Source organism: Rhodocista pekingensis (assembly GCF_042665545.1).
Lineage (GTDB): Bacteria > Pseudomonadota > Alphaproteobacteria > Azospirillales > Azospirillaceae > Rhodocista > Rhodocista pekingensis.
In genome coordinates this window covers 106530-122748 of the sequence record NZ_JBHTCM010000010.1, presented here as the reverse complement: position 1 = coordinate 122748, position 16219 = coordinate 106530, and the positions used below count along the sequence as shown (strand labels likewise).

Genomic DNA, 16219 nt, shown 5'->3' with positions numbered 1-16219 from the left:
GATCAGGGCTGGAACTGCTCCTTCAGGATGCGTTCCTCCAGGTTCATCTCCGGATCGAACAGCAGCGTCGAGGCGATGGAGCGGTCCTCGTAGACCTCCACCCGCAGCACGTCGCGCACCTCCGTGAAGTCGGCCACGGCGCTGACCGGGCGCTTGTCGCCCTCCATCACCTCGAAGGTGATGCGGGCGTCGTGCGGCAGCAGCGCGCCGCGCCAGCGGCGGGGGCGGAAGGCGCTGATCGGGGTCAGGGCCAGGATGCCGGCCCCCAGCGGCAGGATCGGCCCGTGGGCCGACAGGTTGTAGGCGGTGCTGCCCGCGGGCGTGCTGACCAGGGCTCCGTCGCAGGTCAGCTCCGGCAGCCGGACCACCCCGTCCACGCTGATCCGCAGCTTTGCCGCCTGCCGCGTCTCGCGCAGCAGCGACACCTCGTTGAAGGCCAGCCCCGACCGCTCGCCCGCGGCCGTCATCGCCCGCATCCGCAGGGGATGCAGCGCCACCCGCTGCGCCCGGCAGACCCGGTCGGACAGCCCGTCCTCCCCGAAGTCGTTCAGCAGGAACCCGACCGACCCGCGGTTCATGCCGTAGACCGGCACCCGCAGGGACAGGGTGTCGTGCAGCGTCTCCAGCAGGAAGCCGTCGCCGCCCAGGGCCACCACGATGTCCGCCTCTTCCAGGGCGACGCCGCGGTAGCGGGCGTGCAGGCGGTCGCGCGCGCTGCGGGCGTCGTCCGTCTCTGCCGCGACGAAGGCCAGCGCCGGCGCCCGCGGAAGGGGGGACAGCGCGGCGTCCGAAGCGTCCGGGAGCGGGGGCGTCTGGTCGGGCATGGCCGCGCACTCTAGTCCAAGCCGGGGGCCGCGGCCAGCACGCTCAGCCGCCCGTGACGCTCATGTGCCGCCCCACGGCGGGACCCCGGTGCCGGCGGTCGATGATGAAGTCGTGCCCCTTCGGCTTGCGCCCGATGGCCTCGCGGATGGCCGCGGTCAGGGCCGCGTCGTCGGGGGCGGCGCGTAGCGGCGTGCGCAGGTCCGCGCTGTCCTCCTGGCCCAGGCACATGAACAGGCGGCCCGTGCAGGTCACCCGCACCCGGTTGCAGCTTTCGCAGAAATTATGGGTCAGGGGCGTGATGAAGCCGATCCGCTGCCCCGTCTCCTCCACCCGCACATAGCGGGCGGGGCCGCCGGTGCGCCAGGCGATGTCGGTCAGGGTCCAGCGCCGCGCCAGCCGGGCGCGCAGCAGCGACAGGGGCAGGTACTGGGCCAGCCGCGTCTCGCCCCCGCCGGCCCCGTCGATGTCGCCCAGCGGCATCACCTCGATGAAGGAGAGATCGAAACCCTGCCCGGCGCACCAGTCGACCAGCGTCTCCGCCTCGTCCTCGTTTACGTCCTTCAGGGCCACGCAGTTGATCTTCACGGCCAGCCCCGCGGCCTTCGCCGCCGCCAGCCCCTCCATCACCCGGGACAGCCGGCCCCAGCGGGTGATGCGCTCGAACCGGGCGGGGTCCAGCGTGTCCAGGCTGACATTGACCCGCCGCACCCCGGCGTCGGCCAGCGCGTCCGCATAGCGGGCAAGCTGGCTGCCGTTGGTGGTCAGGGTCAGCTCGTCCAGCATGCCGGAGCGCAGGTGCCGGCCCAGGCTGCGGATCAGTCCCAGGATGTCCCGCCGCACCAGCGGCTCCCCGCCGGTCAGGCGCAGCCGGCGCGTGCCCAGCCGCACGAAGGCGGAGCACAGGCGGTCCAGCTCCTCCAGCGACAGCACCTCGGCCTTGGGCAGGAAGTGCATGTCCTCCGACATGCAGTAGACGCAGCGGAAGTCGCAGCGATCCGTGACGGAGACGCGGACATAGGTGATGGCGCGGCCGAAGGGATCGACCAGGGGCGGACGTTCCGCCGGAACCATGCCGTCCGCGCTCGCCATCCGCCGTGCGTTCCCCATCCCCGTTGCCGGCGCCTTCGGGCGCCCTTGCCGGCCGCGCGCGGCCTGAAGCGGAGATATAGCGACACCTTACCCCAAGACCAAGCGGCCGGCGTCGTGGCCGGGCCGCGCCGGCCTGGGCTACACTCCGCCGGAACTTTCACACCCGGCCCGGCCTTTCCGGACAGGGGCAATGGCCAGGGGCTGTGGCCAGGGGCAATGGCGAGGGGCAATGGCGAGGGAAAGACCATGCGCAGACTTCTGATCGGCATCGTCGTGCTGCTCGTCCTGCTGGGCGCGGCGGTGGTGGCGCTTCCCTTCCTGATCCCGACGGGGCCGCTGGTCGCCCGTCTGGAACAGGCGGTGGAGCAGCGGACCGGCCGCGACTTCACGGTGGCGGGTCCGGTTTCCGTCTCCGTCCTGCCCGTGCTGGCGGTGACGGCGGAGGATGTCCGCTTCGCCGGCTTCCAGGGCGGGGACGACCTGCTGCGGCTGGGCCGGCTGGACCTGCGCCTGCGCCTCTGGCCGCTCCTGTCCGGCGACATCCAGGTGGACCGCTTCGTCCTGGTCGAGCCCCGCATCGTGCTGGAGACGGACGCCCGGGGCCGGGCCAACTGGGACCTCGCCGCCCCGCAGGGCACCCCGGCACCGCAGGCGGCCGGGGATGCCGGTTCCCCCCGGTCCGGTTCCCCCCAGTCCGGAGCGACGGTGCAGGAACTGGCGCTGGGCGATGTGGAGGTCGTGGACGGGACCCTGATCTACCGTGACGCCGCCGCCGGCACGGAGCGGGTGGTGCAGGACCTGGACGCCAGCGTGACGCTGGCCGCCCTGGACGAGCCCCTGGCCGTGGAGGCCACTCTCAGCCTCGACGGCCGGCCGTTGCGGCTGAGCGCCAGCGCCGCCCCCGCCCGCGCCGTGGTGGCGGGCGGCAGCGCCGACATCCAGGCCTCGGTGGAGGCCGCGGGAACGGCGCTGACGCTGGGCGGTACGCTGGCGCGGCCGGCGGACGGCAGCGCGCCGCGGCTGGAGGGGCCGGTGCAGGTGACCGCGGAGTCCCTGCCGGACCTGCTGGCCTGGCTCGCGGGCGGGGCGCCCCCGGCGCTGCCGGTGCAGAGCCTGCGTCTGGCCGGGACGCTTCAGGCCACGCCGCAGCGCGTCGCCCTCGGCGGTTTCGACCTCGCGGCCGATGACATCGCCGCCAAGGGCGACATCGCCGTGGCCCTGGGCGGCGCCCGTCCGGCGGTGCGCGGCAGCGTCGCCGTCGCCCGGCTCGACCTAGACCGGCTGCTGCCGCCCCCGCCGGCGGCGGAGCCGACGCCCGTGCCCGCGACCCCGCCGGCCGGTCAGCCCCCGGCCGCCGGTGCGACCGCCGATCCGGGCTGGAGCCGGGAGCCGGTCGATCTGTCGGCGCTGCGGCTGGCCGATGCCGATCTGACGGTGCAGCTTGCCGGCGTACTCGTCTCCGGGGTGGAGGCGGGGCCGACCCGGCTCGGCCTGACGCTGGACAACGGCCGCCTTGCCGCGACGCTGGGGGAGACGGCCCTGTTCGGCGGCAGTGTCCGCGGCGCCGCCCGCATCGACGGCCGCGCCGCGACTCCCGGCTGGCAGGTGGACGCCACCGTCGCCGGCATGCAGGCCGAACCGGTGCTGACCCGCTTCGCCGGGTTCAAGCGCCTGACCGGGGCCAGCGACGTGGAGCTGGCACTGAAGGCCGCCGGGGCCAGCCCCCACGACATCATGGGCAGCCTGGACGGCCGGGCGTCGATGGTCTTCCGCGACGGTGCCATCAAGGGCATCAACATCGCCAACATGGTGCGCGCCGTCACCGGCGGCGCCGCGGAGGGACCGCAGCAGACGGACTTCGCGGAGCTGGGCGCCAGCTTCGCCATCGCCCGGGGCGTGGCCCGGACCGACGATCTGCGCCTGCTGGCCCCGCTGCTGCGGGTGCAGGGCGGCGGCACGGTGGCGCTCCAGGACCGGCAGGTGGACCTGCGCATCGTGCCGCGGCTGGTCGCCAGCATCGAGGGGCAGGGGGCGGGGCGGACCGACCCGTCCGGCCTGTCCGTGCCGATTCTCGTGCGCGGCAGCTTCACCGACCTCTCCTTCACCCCGGACCTCGCCGGCATCGCGCGGGAGACCCTGCGCGACCCCAAGGCCGCGAAGGAGGCGCTGAAGGATCTGAAGGGGACCCTGAAGGGGGCGACGGAAGGGGTGAAGCCGGAGGATGCGGTGCGCGGTGCGCTGGAAGGGCTGCTGGGCGGCCGCAAGCCGGAACAGGCGCCGCAGGCGAAGCCGCCCCAAGGCCAGTAGCCCGCAGGGGGGCCGGGCCGGCGACAGGGGAGGGGGTCAGCTTTCGCCCGGCGCGTCGGGATCGACCACCGTCAGTCCGACCGCCGCCGTGTTGATCAGGACCTTGCCGGCGTGCTCGAAATTCACCGTCACGCGGGTGCCGATGACCGACTGGATCTGTCCCAGGCCCCAGTCGGGCCGGCCGGGATGGCGCACATGGGCGCCGGGTACGAGCATGTCGTCCATCGGATCAGGTTTCCGTCACCGCCGTCCCGGCCTATCCTAGTCCCCGCCCATCCGGGACGCCAGGGGAGGCGGACCGGCCCGGGGGACGCGCAGGGGAGCGCGGGGAGGGGGAACCATGTCAACGGATTTCGAACCGCGCGCCGTGGAGCTGCTGGTCTCCCGCATCTGCCACGACCTCGTGAGCCCGGTCGGCGCCATCAACAACGGTGTCGAACTGATCGACGAGATGGGCCCCGGCGCCGGGCAGGAGGCCCTGACCCTGATCGCGGACAGCGCCGAGGCGGCGGCCCGCCGGCTGCGCCTGTTCCGCTTTGCCTTCGGCGCCGCCGGCGGCCATGACGGGCTGGACCCGGCGCAGGCGCGACTCACGGTCGAGGGCTGGTTCCGCGGCGGCCGCGTGCGCGTCGACTGGCAGGCCGATCTGCCGGCCCCGCCGCCCCGCGGCCTGCTGAAGCTTCTGCTCATCGCCGCGCTGCTGGCGGACGAGGCGCTGCCCGCCGGCGGCACGGTGCGCATCGTCGGCGAAGGTGCCGGACTGTCCCTCCTGTGCAGCGGCCGCAACGCCGGCCTGCGCGAGGAGACGCGCGCCGCCCTTGCGGGAGAGATCGCCCCCGCAGATCTGTCGGCGCGCTCTATCCTGGGGTATGCGGCCCTGCGGTTCGGGCACCTGCACGCCATCAGGATAGTGGCCACGACGGAAAATACGGACGATATCAGGATTTCACTTGTTCCCGCGGAAGTCTGACGCACCATACAGTCGGATAGTGCCTCTTGCGGAATTGCGGCCCCGGCTGCATCAATCGAAAGGGTAAGACAGATTTAACAACAATCTGTCAGATGTTGATCGGTCAGGGCTTGTCGGTGCGGGTCCGGGCTGGTGGGGTGTGCAACCCGACTGGGAACCGCACGCCCGGATGCCGCACTGCCGATAACCCGAGATGGGGTTTGGACATGGACGATCTGCTGAGTGAGTTCCTTACGGAAACCAACGAGAACCTTGCCGTTCTCGACGTCGAGCTTGTGCGGCTCGAACGCAATCCCAACGATCCGGGCCTTCTCAGCAACATCTTCCGGCTCGTCCACACGATCAAGGGCACCTGCGGCTTCCTCGGCCTGCCCCGTCTGGAGTCGGTGGCCCACGCCGCGGAGAACGTGCTCGGCAAGTTCCGCGACGGTGAGCTGAGCGTCACCCCCTACGCAGTGTCGCTGATCCTCGAATCCCTCGACACGATCAAGGGTATCCTCTCCGTCCTGGAGCAGACCGAGGCGGAGCCCGCCGGCTCCGACGAGGACCTGATCAACCGCCTGAACGCCATGGCCGAAGGGCGCGAGCTGCCGAAGGCCGGCGCCGCCCCCGCTGCCGAACCCCCGCCCGCGCCGGCCGCCGTCGCGGCCCCCGCCGGTCCCGCCGCCCCGGCGGAGGAGCCGGACGAGCACGGCTTCGTCCCGGTCCCGGCCAGCAAGGAGGTGCTCGCCGCCGCCACGGCCGCCGTTCCGGCGCCGACCGGCGCGCGCGCCGTCGCCCCCGCTGCCGAGCCGCACCCCCCTGCCGCCGAGCCGCCGCCGCCTGCCGCCCGGGCCGAGCCGGTGGACGATGTCCGTGGTGAGCCGAAGGAATCCGCCGTCGCCCAGCAGACCATCCGCGTCCATGTGGACCTGCTGGAAAACCTGATGACCATGGTTTCGGAGCTGGTGCTGACCCGCAACCAGCTCCTCCAGATTCTGCGCTCCCAGAAGGAGAGCGAGTTCGCCGCGCCCTTGCAGCGCCTCAACCACGTCACCTCCGAGCTTCAGGAGGGCGTGATGAAGACGCGCATGCAGCCGATCGGCAACGCCTGGGCCAAGCTGCCCCGGCTGGTGCGCGACCTCTCCCACGAACTGCACAAGAAGATCGAGCTTCAGATGCTCGGCGCCGAGACCGAGCTGGACCGGCAGGTGCTGGAGCTGATCAAGGACCCGCTGACCCACATGGTCCGCAACTCCGGCGACCACGGGCTGGAACTGCCGGCGGAGCGCGCCGCCAAGGGCAAGTCCGAGACCGGCCGGATCACGCTGAACGCCTTCCATGAGGGCGGCCACATCATCATCGAGATCTCCGACGACGGGCGCGGGCTGGCGATCGAGAAGATCAAGGCCAAGGCAGTCCAGAACGGGCTGGCGACGGAGGCCGAGCTGGCCGCCATGTCGGACCAGCAGATCCAGCAGTTCATCTTCAAGCCGGGCTTCTCGACCGCCGCCAAGGTGACCAGCGTCTCCGGCCGCGGCGTCGGCATGGACGTGGTGAAGACGAACATCGAGCGGATCGGCGGCACCATCGAGATGAAGTCGGTGGAGGGGAAGGGCACCACCTTCACCATCAAGATCCCGCTGACCCTCGCCATCGTCTCCGCCCTGATCGTGGAGTGCGCCACCGAGCGCTTCGCCATCCCGCAGATCAGCGTGATCGAGCTGGTCCGCGCCGCCACGGACAGCGAGCACAAGATCGAGCGCATCCACGGCACCCCGGTGCTGCGCCTGCGCAACCGCCTGCTGCCGCTGGTCAGCCTCCAGCGCCTGCTGAAGCTGGGCGCGGACGACGAGGACAAGCGCGAGACCTTCATCGTCGTCACCCAGGTCGGCAACTACGTCTTCGGCATCATCGTCGACAAGGTGTTCGACACCGAAGAGATCGTGGTGAAGCCGGTGGCCCCGATCCTGCGCCACATCGAGCTGTTCTCGGGCAACACCATCCTGGGCGACGGCTCGGTCATCATGATCCTCGATCCGAACGGCATCGCCGCCGTCACGGGGGAGATGGCCGTGCAGGACAGCGCGGCCGCGACCGACATCACCAGCAAGCAGTCCCGCCGGGAGGACGACAAGCTGGCCATGCTCCTGTTCACCGCCGGCAGCGGCGGTCCGAAGGCGGTGCCGCTCTCGCTGGTCGCCCGCCTGGAGGACATCGACCTCAACCAGGTGGAGCTGTCGAACGGCTCGCCGGTCGTGCAGTACCGCGGCAAGCTGATGCCGCTGGTGCCGATCGACCCGGCCTGGCAGATCGTCCGCGACAAGCGCCAGCCGGTCGTCGTCTTCGCCGACGGCGAGCGCTCCATGGGCCTCGTCGTGGACGAGATCGTGGACATCGTCGAGGACCGCCTGAACGTGGAGCTGGGCACCGAGCGGCCGGGCTTCCTGGGCAGCGCCATCATCGCCGGCAAGGCGACCGACGTGATCGACGCCGGCTTCTACCTGACCCAGGCCTTCAAGGACTGGTTCGGCTCCAGCCGGTCGGAGAACTTCGAGGATGTGCGGGCCCACCGCGTCCTTCTGGTGGACGACAGCCCGTTCTTCCGCAACCTCATCACCCCCACCCTGACCGTCCACGGCTATGACGTGGTGTCGGTGGAGAGTGCGGACGATGCGCTGGCCCTGTGCGAGGCGGGGGAGGAGTTCGATGTCATCGTCAGCGACATCGAGATGCCCGGCATGAACGGCCTGGACTTCGCCCAGGCGGTCCGCGCCAGCGGGCGCTGGTCGCAGGTGCCGATGGTGGCGCTGTCCAGCCACGCCAGCCCGCGCGACCTTGACCGCGGCCGGCAGGCCGGGTTCAACGACTATGTCGCCAAGTTCGACCGCGATGCGCTGATCTTCACCCTGCAACAGACCATCTCCGAGACGAAAGGTGCAGCATGAGCGCCCGCCTGCCCGTTCCCGCCAAGAAAGGCCAGCTCGCGGAGGCGGCCATCGCCACCCACGAGGATTTCGTGACGGCGACCATCGCCGACCAGCTCTTCGGCATCCCCGTGTTGCAGGTGCAGGACGTTCTCGGGCCGCAGCGGATCACCCGCATCCCGCTGTCCCCGCCGGAGGTGGCCGGCTCGCTGAACCTGCGCGGCCGCATCGTCACGGCCGTGGATGTGCGGCTGCGGCTGGGGCTGCCGCCGCGCGGCAAGGAGCATCCGGGCATGAGCATCGTGGTCGACCACCGCGGTGAGCTGTACTCCCTGATGGTCGACCATGTGGGGGAGGTGCTGAGCCTCTCCAGCACGGACTTCGAGCGCCATCCGGCGACGATGGACCAGCGCTGGCGGGACATCTCCACCGGCATCTACCGCCTGAAGGAGACGCTGCTCGTCGTTCTGGACGTGTCGCGCCTTCTCAATTTCGCTAGTATTGAAGCCGCTTGATATCGGCTGCTGCGATCGGGGTCCGCTCCATGAAGTCCTGCTTGGTCGTCGACGACAGCCGCGTCGTCCGCAAGGTCGCCCGTAAGATCCTGGAAGAACTCGGCTTCGCCTGCACCGAAGCCGAGGATGGCAAGCAGGCGATGGAGAAGTGTGCCGAGGCCATGCCGGACGCGGTCCTGCTGGACTGGAACATGCCGGTGATGACCGGGATCGAGTTCCTGCGCCGCCTGCGCAAGATGACGGGCGGTCAGGCGCCGAAGGTGGTCTTCTGCACCACCGAGAACGATCTGGCGCACATCCAGGAAGCCCTGTCCGCCGGTGCGAACGAGTACATCATGAAGCCGTTCGACAGCGATATCATCCAGACGAAGTTCCAGCAGGTCGGGCTCCTCTGAGAGCCCCCGGAAACTGATCGCAATGAACGATTCCCCCGGAAGATCCGCGGTTTCCGGACCGTCGGGCGGCTCCGATCCCTTCCGCGTCATGGTGGTGGACGACTCCGCCGTCATCCGCGGCCTGATCACCCGCGCGCTGGAGTCCGATCCCGAGATCAAGGTCGTCGCCTCCGTCGCCAACGGCCAGATGGCGATCAACACCCTCTCGCGCCAGCCCATCGACGTCATCGTCCTGGACATCGAGATGCCGGTGCTGGACGGCCTGTCGGCGCTGCCGCACCTGTTGCAGGCGGACCCGAACGTCAAGATCGTCATGGCCTCCACCCTGACGGCCAAGGGCGCGGACATCAGCCTGCGCGCCCTGCGCGCGGGGGCGGCGGATTACATCCCCAAGCCCTCCTCGACGCGGGAACTGACCGGGGCCGACGCCTTCAAGCGTGAGCTGACGGAGAAGGTGAAGGCCCTGGGGGCGGCCGCCCGCCGCTCCGGCTCGCGGCGCGAAGGGCCGGCGACCGCCCGACCGGCCGCCGCTCCGGGGGCCGCGGTGCAGCCGACCTCCGGCTACACGCTGCCCTCGCCGGTGCGGGCCAAGCCGGAGACCGGCCCCCTGACGGTGCGGCCGCTGCCCGCCGAGGGGCGCCCGGACGTCATCGCCATCGGCAGCTCGACCGGCGGGCCGCAGGCGCTGTTCGAGGTGCTGGGGCATCTGCGCGGGGCGACGCAGCCGATCCTGATCACGCAGCACATGCCGGCCACCTTCACCACCATCCTGGCCGACCACATCACCCGCCAGTGCGGCATCCAGTGCGCCGAGGCCAAGGACGGGGAGCCGATCGTCGGCGGCCGCGCCTATGTCGCGCCGGGCGACTTCCACTTCCTGGTGGCCAACCGCAACGGCGTACCGACGGTGCAGCTCACCAAGGATGCGCCGGAGAATTTCTGCCGCCCCGCCGTGGACCCGATGCTGCGCAGCATCGTGCGCCAGTGGGGCCGCCGGGTGCTGTCCGTGATCCTCACGGGCATGGGCCATGACGGCCAGAAGGGCTGCGAACAGGTCGTTCAGGCCGGTGGCGTGGTCATCGGTCAGGACGAGGCGACGAGCGTGGTCTGGGGCATGCCGGGCGCGGTGGCGACGGCGGGCCTGTGCAGCGCCATCCTGCCGCTGAAGGAAATCGGTCCCTTCATCCAGAAGATCGCAGCGAGGCGGGCAGCATGAAGGTCGAAGATTTCGATATGTTCTGCACGCTGCTGAAGCAGCGGTCGGGACTGGTGCTGACCAAGGACAAGGCCTACCTGCTCGAATCGCGGCTGATGCCGATCGCGCGCAAGTGGAGCGTCAAGGGTCTGGACGAGCTGGCGGCCATGGTCCGCACACGCAAGGACGAGGCCCTGCTGCGCGACATCACCGAGGCGATGACGACCAACGAGTCGTCCTTCTTCCGCGACCAGAAGCCGTTCGATCTGTTCAAGTCCGTCGTCCTGCCCTTGCAGATGCCCTCGCGGCAGGCGAAGAAATCCATCCGGATCTGGTCTGCCGCCTGCTCCTCGGGGCAGGAGGCCTATTCGCTGCTGATGACGCTGAACGACGAAGGCCACAAGGTGGCCGGCTGGAAGTTCGACATCGTCGGCACCGACATCTCCGCCGAGATGGTGGCCAAGGCCAAGGCCGGGCTCTACACCCAGTTCGAGGTGCAGCGCGGCCTGCCGATCACCCATCTGGTCAAGTACTTCAAGCAGGTCGGGGACAAGTGGCAGATCAGTGACGATCTGCGCGCGCGGGTGCAGTTCCGTGAGTACAACCTGCTGTCCGACCTCAGCCCGCTGGGCCAGTTCGACGTCATCTTCTGCCGCAACGTGCTGATCTATTTCGACCAGCCGACGAAGACGAAGGTGCTGGAGGCGATGGCCCGGATGCTGCCGCCCGACGGTGTGCTCTATCTCGGCGGCGCCGAGACGGTGCTGGGCATCACCGACAAGTTCAAGCCGATGGAAGGCCAGCGCGGCCTCTACCAGCTCGCCTCCGCGCCGGCGCCGAAGATCGGCTGATCCGGAACCGGCGGCGGTCAGTCCCCGGCTGCGTGCTGGTACGTCGCCAGGAAGCGGCGGTCGATCCGGTCCTTCAGCCACCAGGCCGCCCGGCCGTGCCACCACAGCCGCCCGCGGGCGGCCAGCCCCGTGCCGTCGCCCAGGTTCATGATCCAGAGATAGCGTTGCTGCGGCCGGTAGGCGCGTAGAACGCCGTCCCCGGCGGCGGCCAGCAGGTTATGGAACAGCACCGGCGCCTGCCGGACGGCATGGACACCGACCTTCGGCAGCTCGTGTCCGTCCAGCGCGATGCAGTCCCCGGCACCGAACAGACGCGGGTCGGCGGGCGAGCGCAGATGCCGGTCCACGATCATCGCCCCCTCCCGGTCCAGCGGCAGGTCGAGGCCGCGCAGCAGCGGCGCGGGCTTCAGGCCGGTGGCGTTCACGAACAGGTCGAAGGGCACGGTGCCGCCGTCCTCCAGCACGGCCGCGCCGGGTTCCACCCGCGCGACCCGGGCCTGCCGCCGGCAGGTCACCCCGCGCGCGGCCAGCACGCGCTCCACCCGCGCCGCGGCGGCGGGGGAGAGCTGTCGGAGCAGGCGGTCGCCCGCGGCCAGCACCGTCACCCCGGCCAAGCCGCCGCGGCGGCGCACCAGGGCCTCGGCATTGGCCGCCAGTTCCAGCGCGGTGACGCCGCCCCCGGCCAGGACGATCCGCAGCGGCCGTGCCGGTGCGGCGGCGATCCGCCGTTCGATCTCCCGGCGCAGGGCCAGGAGCTGCGGCACCGGCTTCACGGCGAAGCAGCCGGGCGTGTCCGCGCTGCCGGGGATGGCCGGTGGGGCGCTGCCCAGGGTGAGCGACAGCAGGTCGAAGGGAAGGGGGGCGCCGTCGGCCAGATGCAGCAGGCCGGCCCGCCGGTCGATGCCGGTGACGCGGTCGCACACGAAGCGCCCGCCACCACGGTGGACCAGCGCCGCCACGTCCACCTGGTCCAGCTCCGGCGGATAGACACCGCCCAGCATTCCCGTCGCCAGACCGGAATACCAGAACGGCCCCGGCGCCACGACGGTCAGGTCGTGGCCGGCACGCGCGAAACAGGCGGCCCGCTTCAGGGAGAACAGATGGGCGTGCCCGGCCCCGACCAGGACGATGCGTCGCCCGGTCCGGGCCCGCCCGCCCGAGGTCAGCTCGCCACCTGGGGCTTCTGCACCTCCGTCGGGTCGCGCAGCACGTAGCCGCGGCCCCACACCGTCTCGATGTAGTTCTCACCCTTGGTCGCGGTGGTCAGCTTCTTGCGCAGCTTGCAGACGAACACGTCGATGATCTTCAGCTCGGGCTCGTCCATGCCGCCATAGAGATGGTTGAGGAACATCTCCTTGGTCAGCGTCGTGCCCTTGCGCAGGCTCAGCAGTTCCAGGATGCCGTATTCCTTGCCGGTCAGGTGCAGCGGCTGGCCGTCCACCTCCACCGTGCGGGCGTCCAGGTTCACGGTCAGCCTGCCGGTGCGGATGATGCTGTCGGAATGACCCTTGCTCCGCCGGACGATGGCCTGGAGGCGCGCGACCAGTTCGCGCTTGTCGAACGGCTTCGTCAGGTAGTCGTCGGCCCCGACGCCCAACCCTTTGATTTTATGGTCCAGTTCCGAAAGGCCGGAAAGGATGAGGATGGGCGTGGTGACACGCGCGGAACGCAGGCGCCGCAGCACCTCATATCCGTCGATGTCCGGCAGCATCAGGTCCAGGATGATGATGTCGTAGTCGTAGAGCTTGCCGATCTCCAACCCGTCCTCGCCCAGCTCCGTAGAGTCGACGATGTAGCCTTCCGAGTTGAGCATCAGCTCGATGCTCTTCGCCATCGAAGGATCGTCTTCCACCAGCAAGACTCTCATGGCATCTCCCTTCCGAAGAATGGTGGCAGACCGTTTTCTGGGCCTTCCGGCGTTGGGGTCTTTTTCCAACGAGGTTAACAGAGGATTGCCGTTCATGCCATGTGTGCAACGGGTCAGGTCGTTAACTTTTGGGGCCATGGAAAGCCGCTGTGCCCTTTAATCCGGCCATGGCATCCTGCGCTCCGGCGGGCAGGGGGTCAGGAGGACGGGCGTGGTGCCGGAGGTGGATCAGGTGATCGCGGAGATCGACGCGCTGCCGGACCACAGCATCTACGGGCGGGTCAGCTCCGTCCTGGGCATGCTGGTGGAGGTCGGCGGCGTCGAGAAGCGCCTGTCCGTGGGCGGGCGCTGCCGGGTCATCACCCGCGGCGGCCGGATCGTCCCGTGCGAGGTGGTGGGCTTCCGCGCCGGCAAGGCGCTGCTGATGCCGTTCGGCACGCTGGACGACATCGGCCTGGGCTGCCGTGCCGAGGTGGCGGAGGGACAGCCGACCATCACCCCCACGCCGGGCTGGCTGGGCCGGGTCGTGAACGCGCTGGGCGAACCGATCGACGGCAAGGGGCCGCTGCCGCAGGGGCCGCGCCCGACACCGATCCGCGCCAGCCCGCCGCCGGCGCACGCCCGCCGCCGGGTGGGCGGCAAGATCGACCTGGGCGTGCGCGCCATCAACACCTTCCTGACCTGCTGCAAGGGCCAGCGCATGGGCATCTTCGCCGGCTCCGGCGTCGGCAAGTCGGTGCTGATGTCCATGCTGGCGAAGTACACGGCGGCGCAGGTCAGCGTCATCGGCCTGATCGGCGAGCGCGGCCGCGAGGTGCAGGAGTTCCTGGAGGCCGATCTGGGGCCGGAGGGTCTGGCCCGTTCCGTCGTTGTCGTCGCCACCTCCGACGAACCGCCGCTGATGCGCCGGCAGGCGGCCTACATGACGATGGCGGTGGCGGAGTTCTTCCGCGACGAGGGGCAGGACGTGCTCTGCCTGATGGACAGCGTCACCCGCTTCGCCATGGCGCAGCGCGAGATCGGCCTCTCCGCGGGCGAACCGCCGACGACCAAGGGCTATCCTCCCACCGTCTTCGCCGAGCTGCCGCGCCTGCTGGAGCGGGCGGGACCCGGCACGGGGGAGGGGACGATCAGCGGCCTCTTCACCGTGCTGGTGGAGGGCGGCGACATGGAGGAGCCGATCGCCGACGCCGTGCGCGGCATCCTGGACGGCCACATCGTCATGGAGCGCCGCATCGGCGAGCGCGGACGCTACCCGGCCATCAACATCCTGCGCTCCGTCAGCCGCACCATGCCCGGCTGCAACACGGAGGAGCAGAACCTCCTGGTTACCCGGGCGCGGCGGCTGATGGCCGCCTATGCGGACATGGAGGAGATGATCCGCCTGGGCGCCTACCGCCGCGGCTCCGACAGCATGGTGGACGAGGCGATCCACTTCCAGCCGGCGCTGGAGAACTTCCTGCGCCAGGGCAAGGACGAGCGCAGCGATCTCGGCACCGGCTACAGCGAACTGGCGGCCATCCTGGGCATGCCGGCCGTCGGCAGCGCCGGCTGAGGCGCGGAAGGGACGGGACTGAATGAAGGACCTGAGCACCCTGATCCGGCTGCACAAGCTGGAGGTGGACGAGCGGCGGCGGGCGCTGGCCGAACGGCAGGCCGTGGAGGAACGGCTGTGCGGCGAGCGCGCCCGGCTGGAGGAGGAACTGGCGCGCGAGCAGAAGGTGGCCGCCGGTTCCTTGCAGGCGGCGGCCACCTACGGCGACTTCGCCCGCCATGTCATCCACCGGCGGGAGCGGCTGGACGACGCCATCGCCCGCGCCCGGGCCGAGGTGGCGCGGGCCGAGGAGTCGGTGGCCGAGGCGTTCCAGGAGCTGAAGCGCTACGAGCTGGCGCAGGAGGAGCGCCAGCGCCAGCGGCAGGAGGCACTGCGCCGCGCCGACACGCAGCGGCTGGACGAGATCGCCTCCATCCGCTTCCAGCGCGGCCGCGACAGCGCATCCTGAGAGCCGGCCCCTGACCAGTCCGGCCTGGCCTGCCCGCCGCGCTGGCGGTCAGGGCTCCGGCCAGGGCTCCGTCGCCGCGGCCGGGGGCCGGTCGGGCAGGTGGCGCAGCACCGTGTCGATGTAGTCGCGCAGCGCCGCCGCCGTGCCGACGTCGCGGCCCGCCGCTTCCGACAGATACCAGCGGTGCTCCAGGATCTGGAAGTACAGCTCCGGATCGTCCAGCCGGCCGCGCAGGTCGTCCGGCACGGAGTCCAGGGCGGCGGCATAGACCTCGTGCAGCCAGCGGTGCGCCACCGCGGCGTCGCTGAGCGGCCGGCCGCCGAGGAACTCCAGTCGCGCGCGGTAGCGGCTGATGTCGTTCAGGAGCTGGCGGCTCTGGTTCTCCTCCGCCTCCAGCCCGGTGAGCTGGTGCAGGCGCCGCCGGTGGTGCCCGGCCTCGACCACCCGCGGCCGCATCACCAGTCGCAGCCCCTCGCCGTCATCGGCCGTGACCAGCTCCAGCTCGTCCACGTCGAAGCCGAAGCCGTTCAGGGCGTTGATCCGGGCCTGGACGCGGTGCTGCTCCCCGGGGGCGAAGACCTCGTCCCGGGTCAGCTCGTGCCAGAGCCGGTGGTAGCGCGCCTCCAGCTCCTCGGCCACGGCGACCGGGTCCAGGTCCGCGGGCAGGCCGGGGCCGGCGGCCAGGTCCATCAGCTCGCCGGCGACGTTGTCGCGGGCCAGCTCCACGTCGTAGCGGCGCATCCCGTCGGAAAGCTCCGGTCGTAGCTCCCCCGTCTCGGCATCCACCAGATAGGCGGCCAGCCGGCCGGCATCGCGCCGGAACAGCGTGTTGGAGAGCGAGCAGTCGCCCCAGTGGAAACCCGCCAGATGCAGCCGGATCAGCAGGTCCACCAGCGCGTCCAGCAGCCGGTCGCCGCGGGCCAGCGGGTCGCCGCTGCCGAACAGCACGCGGTAGGGCAGGGCGCGGTCCAGGTAGCGGGTGACCAGCACCGTCTTCAGCGGCTGGCCGTCGCGGCCCGTCCGGTCGGTGACGAGGCCCGCCCCCTCCACCGCCGGCAGGCCGCGCTCGTGCAGTTGCCGCAGCAGCCCGTATTCGTGCAGCGCCACCCGCTCGGGCAGTTCCTTCAGGGCGAAGACGGACCCGCTCCCGCCGCGGACGAAGCGGACGACGTTGCGGCTGATGCCGCGCGGCATCTCCACCAGCAGGTCGGCCGGCCAGTCCGCCAGCGGCCGGTCCCAGGGCAGGCCGACACCGAAGCCGAAACTGTCCGCGGAGGCGAGTTTGATGCGCACGGT

The 16219-nt window shown here is 70.8% G+C and carries 15 protein-coding genes; 9 read left to right on the top strand and 6 right to left on the bottom strand.

What is annotated here, in order from left to right:
• Positions 1 to 2 precede the first annotated feature (2 nt).
• Entirely contained in the window at positions 3 to 824 is an 822-nt protein-coding gene (locus tag ACFQPS_RS08800) for an NAD kinase (RefSeq protein WP_377358220.1), read from the bottom strand.
• Between the two features lie 43 nt (positions 825 to 867).
• Positions 868 to 1914 (bottom strand): GTP 3',8-cyclase MoaA, encoded by a 1047-nt coding sequence (moaA, locus tag ACFQPS_RS08795; RefSeq protein ID WP_377358218.1) that lies wholly within the window; start codon positions 1912 to 1914, stop codon positions 868 to 870.
• A 246-nt stretch (positions 1915 to 2160) separates the two neighbouring features.
• Between moaA and ACFQPS_RS08790 the strand changes: the two genes are divergently transcribed.
• The gene (locus ACFQPS_RS08790) at positions 2161 to 4221 is read left to right on the top strand and encodes an AsmA family protein (RefSeq protein WP_377358216.1); all 2061 of its coding nucleotides are present in this window, start codon (positions 2161 to 2163) and stop codon (positions 4219 to 4221) included.
• Between the two features lie 36 nt (positions 4222 to 4257).
• Here the strand turns inward: ACFQPS_RS08790 and ACFQPS_RS08785 are convergent, their stop codons facing one another.
• The gene (locus ACFQPS_RS08785; protein WP_377358215.1) at positions 4258 to 4446 is read right to left on the bottom strand and encodes a DUF3553 domain-containing protein; all 189 of its coding nucleotides are present in this window, start codon (positions 4444 to 4446) and stop codon (positions 4258 to 4260) included.
• Positions 4447 to 4561: 115 nt separating this feature from the next.
• Here ACFQPS_RS08785 and ACFQPS_RS08780 point away from each other — a divergent pair, with 115 nt between their 5' ends.
• The 6 genes from ACFQPS_RS08780 (at position 4562) to ACFQPS_RS08755 (ending at position 11053) form a co-directional block, all read left to right on the top strand.
• Entirely contained in the window at positions 4562 to 5191 is a 630-nt protein-coding gene (locus ACFQPS_RS08780; RefSeq protein ID WP_377358213.1) for a histidine phosphotransferase family protein, read from the top strand.
• Between the two features lie 206 nt (positions 5192 to 5397).
• Complete coding sequence (locus ACFQPS_RS08775) at positions 5398 to 8118, top strand: hybrid sensor histidine kinase/response regulator (protein ID WP_377358212.1); 2721 nt, start codon at positions 5398 to 5400, stop codon at positions 8116 to 8118.
• A complete protein-coding gene (locus tag ACFQPS_RS08770) occupies positions 8115 to 8612 on the top strand; it encodes a chemotaxis protein CheW (protein ID WP_377358210.1) in 498 nt (165 codons plus the stop codon). The genes ACFQPS_RS08775 and ACFQPS_RS08770 overlap by 4 nt, the downstream gene beginning before the upstream one ends.
• 29 nt (positions 8613 to 8641) lie before the next feature.
• On the top strand, positions 8642 to 9007 hold the full coding sequence (locus ACFQPS_RS08765) for a response regulator (protein WP_377358208.1): 366 nt from the start codon (positions 8642 to 8644) through the stop codon (positions 9005 to 9007).
• Positions 9008 to 9029: 22 nt separating this feature from the next.
• On the top strand, positions 9030 to 10223 hold the full coding sequence (locus ACFQPS_RS08760; protein WP_377358207.1) for a protein-glutamate methylesterase/protein-glutamine glutaminase: 1194 nt from the start codon (positions 9030 to 9032) through the stop codon (positions 10221 to 10223).
• The gene (locus tag ACFQPS_RS08755; RefSeq protein WP_377358205.1) at positions 10220 to 11053 is read left to right on the top strand and encodes a protein-glutamate O-methyltransferase; all 834 of its coding nucleotides are present in this window, start codon (positions 10220 to 10222) and stop codon (positions 11051 to 11053) included. Before ACFQPS_RS08760 ends, ACFQPS_RS08755 begins: the two co-directional genes overlap by 4 nt.
• Before the next feature lie 17 nt (positions 11054 to 11070).
• On the opposite strand, the gene ACFQPS_RS08750 is transcribed toward ACFQPS_RS08755, so the two are convergent.
• Both ACFQPS_RS08750 and ctrA read right to left on the bottom strand, forming a co-directional pair.
• Positions 11071 to 12279, bottom strand: a complete 1209-nt coding sequence (locus tag ACFQPS_RS08750; protein ID WP_377358204.1) for an NAD(P)/FAD-dependent oxidoreductase — start codon at positions 12277 to 12279, stop codon at positions 11071 to 11073.
• Positions 12216 to 12920, bottom strand: coding sequence for a response regulator transcription factor CtrA (ctrA, locus tag ACFQPS_RS08745; protein ID WP_377358203.1), 705 nt, complete (start codon positions 12918 to 12920; stop codon positions 12216 to 12218). Before ctrA ends, ACFQPS_RS08750 begins: the two co-directional genes overlap by 64 nt.
• Before the next feature lie 214 nt (positions 12921 to 13134).
• Here ctrA and fliI point away from each other — a divergent pair, with 214 nt between their 5' ends.
• Positions 13135 to 14475, top strand: a complete 1341-nt coding sequence (gene fliI / locus ACFQPS_RS08740; RefSeq protein WP_377359558.1) for a flagellar protein export ATPase FliI — start codon at positions 13135 to 13137, stop codon at positions 14473 to 14475.
• Between the two features lie 22 nt (positions 14476 to 14497).
• Positions 14498 to 14923, top strand: a complete 426-nt coding sequence (locus ACFQPS_RS08735; RefSeq protein WP_377358202.1) for a flagellar FliJ family protein — start codon at positions 14498 to 14500, stop codon at positions 14921 to 14923.
• A 48-nt stretch (positions 14924 to 14971) separates the two neighbouring features.
• Here ACFQPS_RS08735 and ACFQPS_RS08730 read toward each other — a convergent pair whose 3' ends face one another.
• A complete protein-coding gene (locus tag ACFQPS_RS08730; RefSeq protein ID WP_377358200.1) occupies positions 14972 to 16216 on the bottom strand; it encodes a DUF4032 domain-containing protein in 1245 nt (414 codons plus the stop codon).
• Positions 16217 to 16219: the final 3 nt, after the last annotated feature.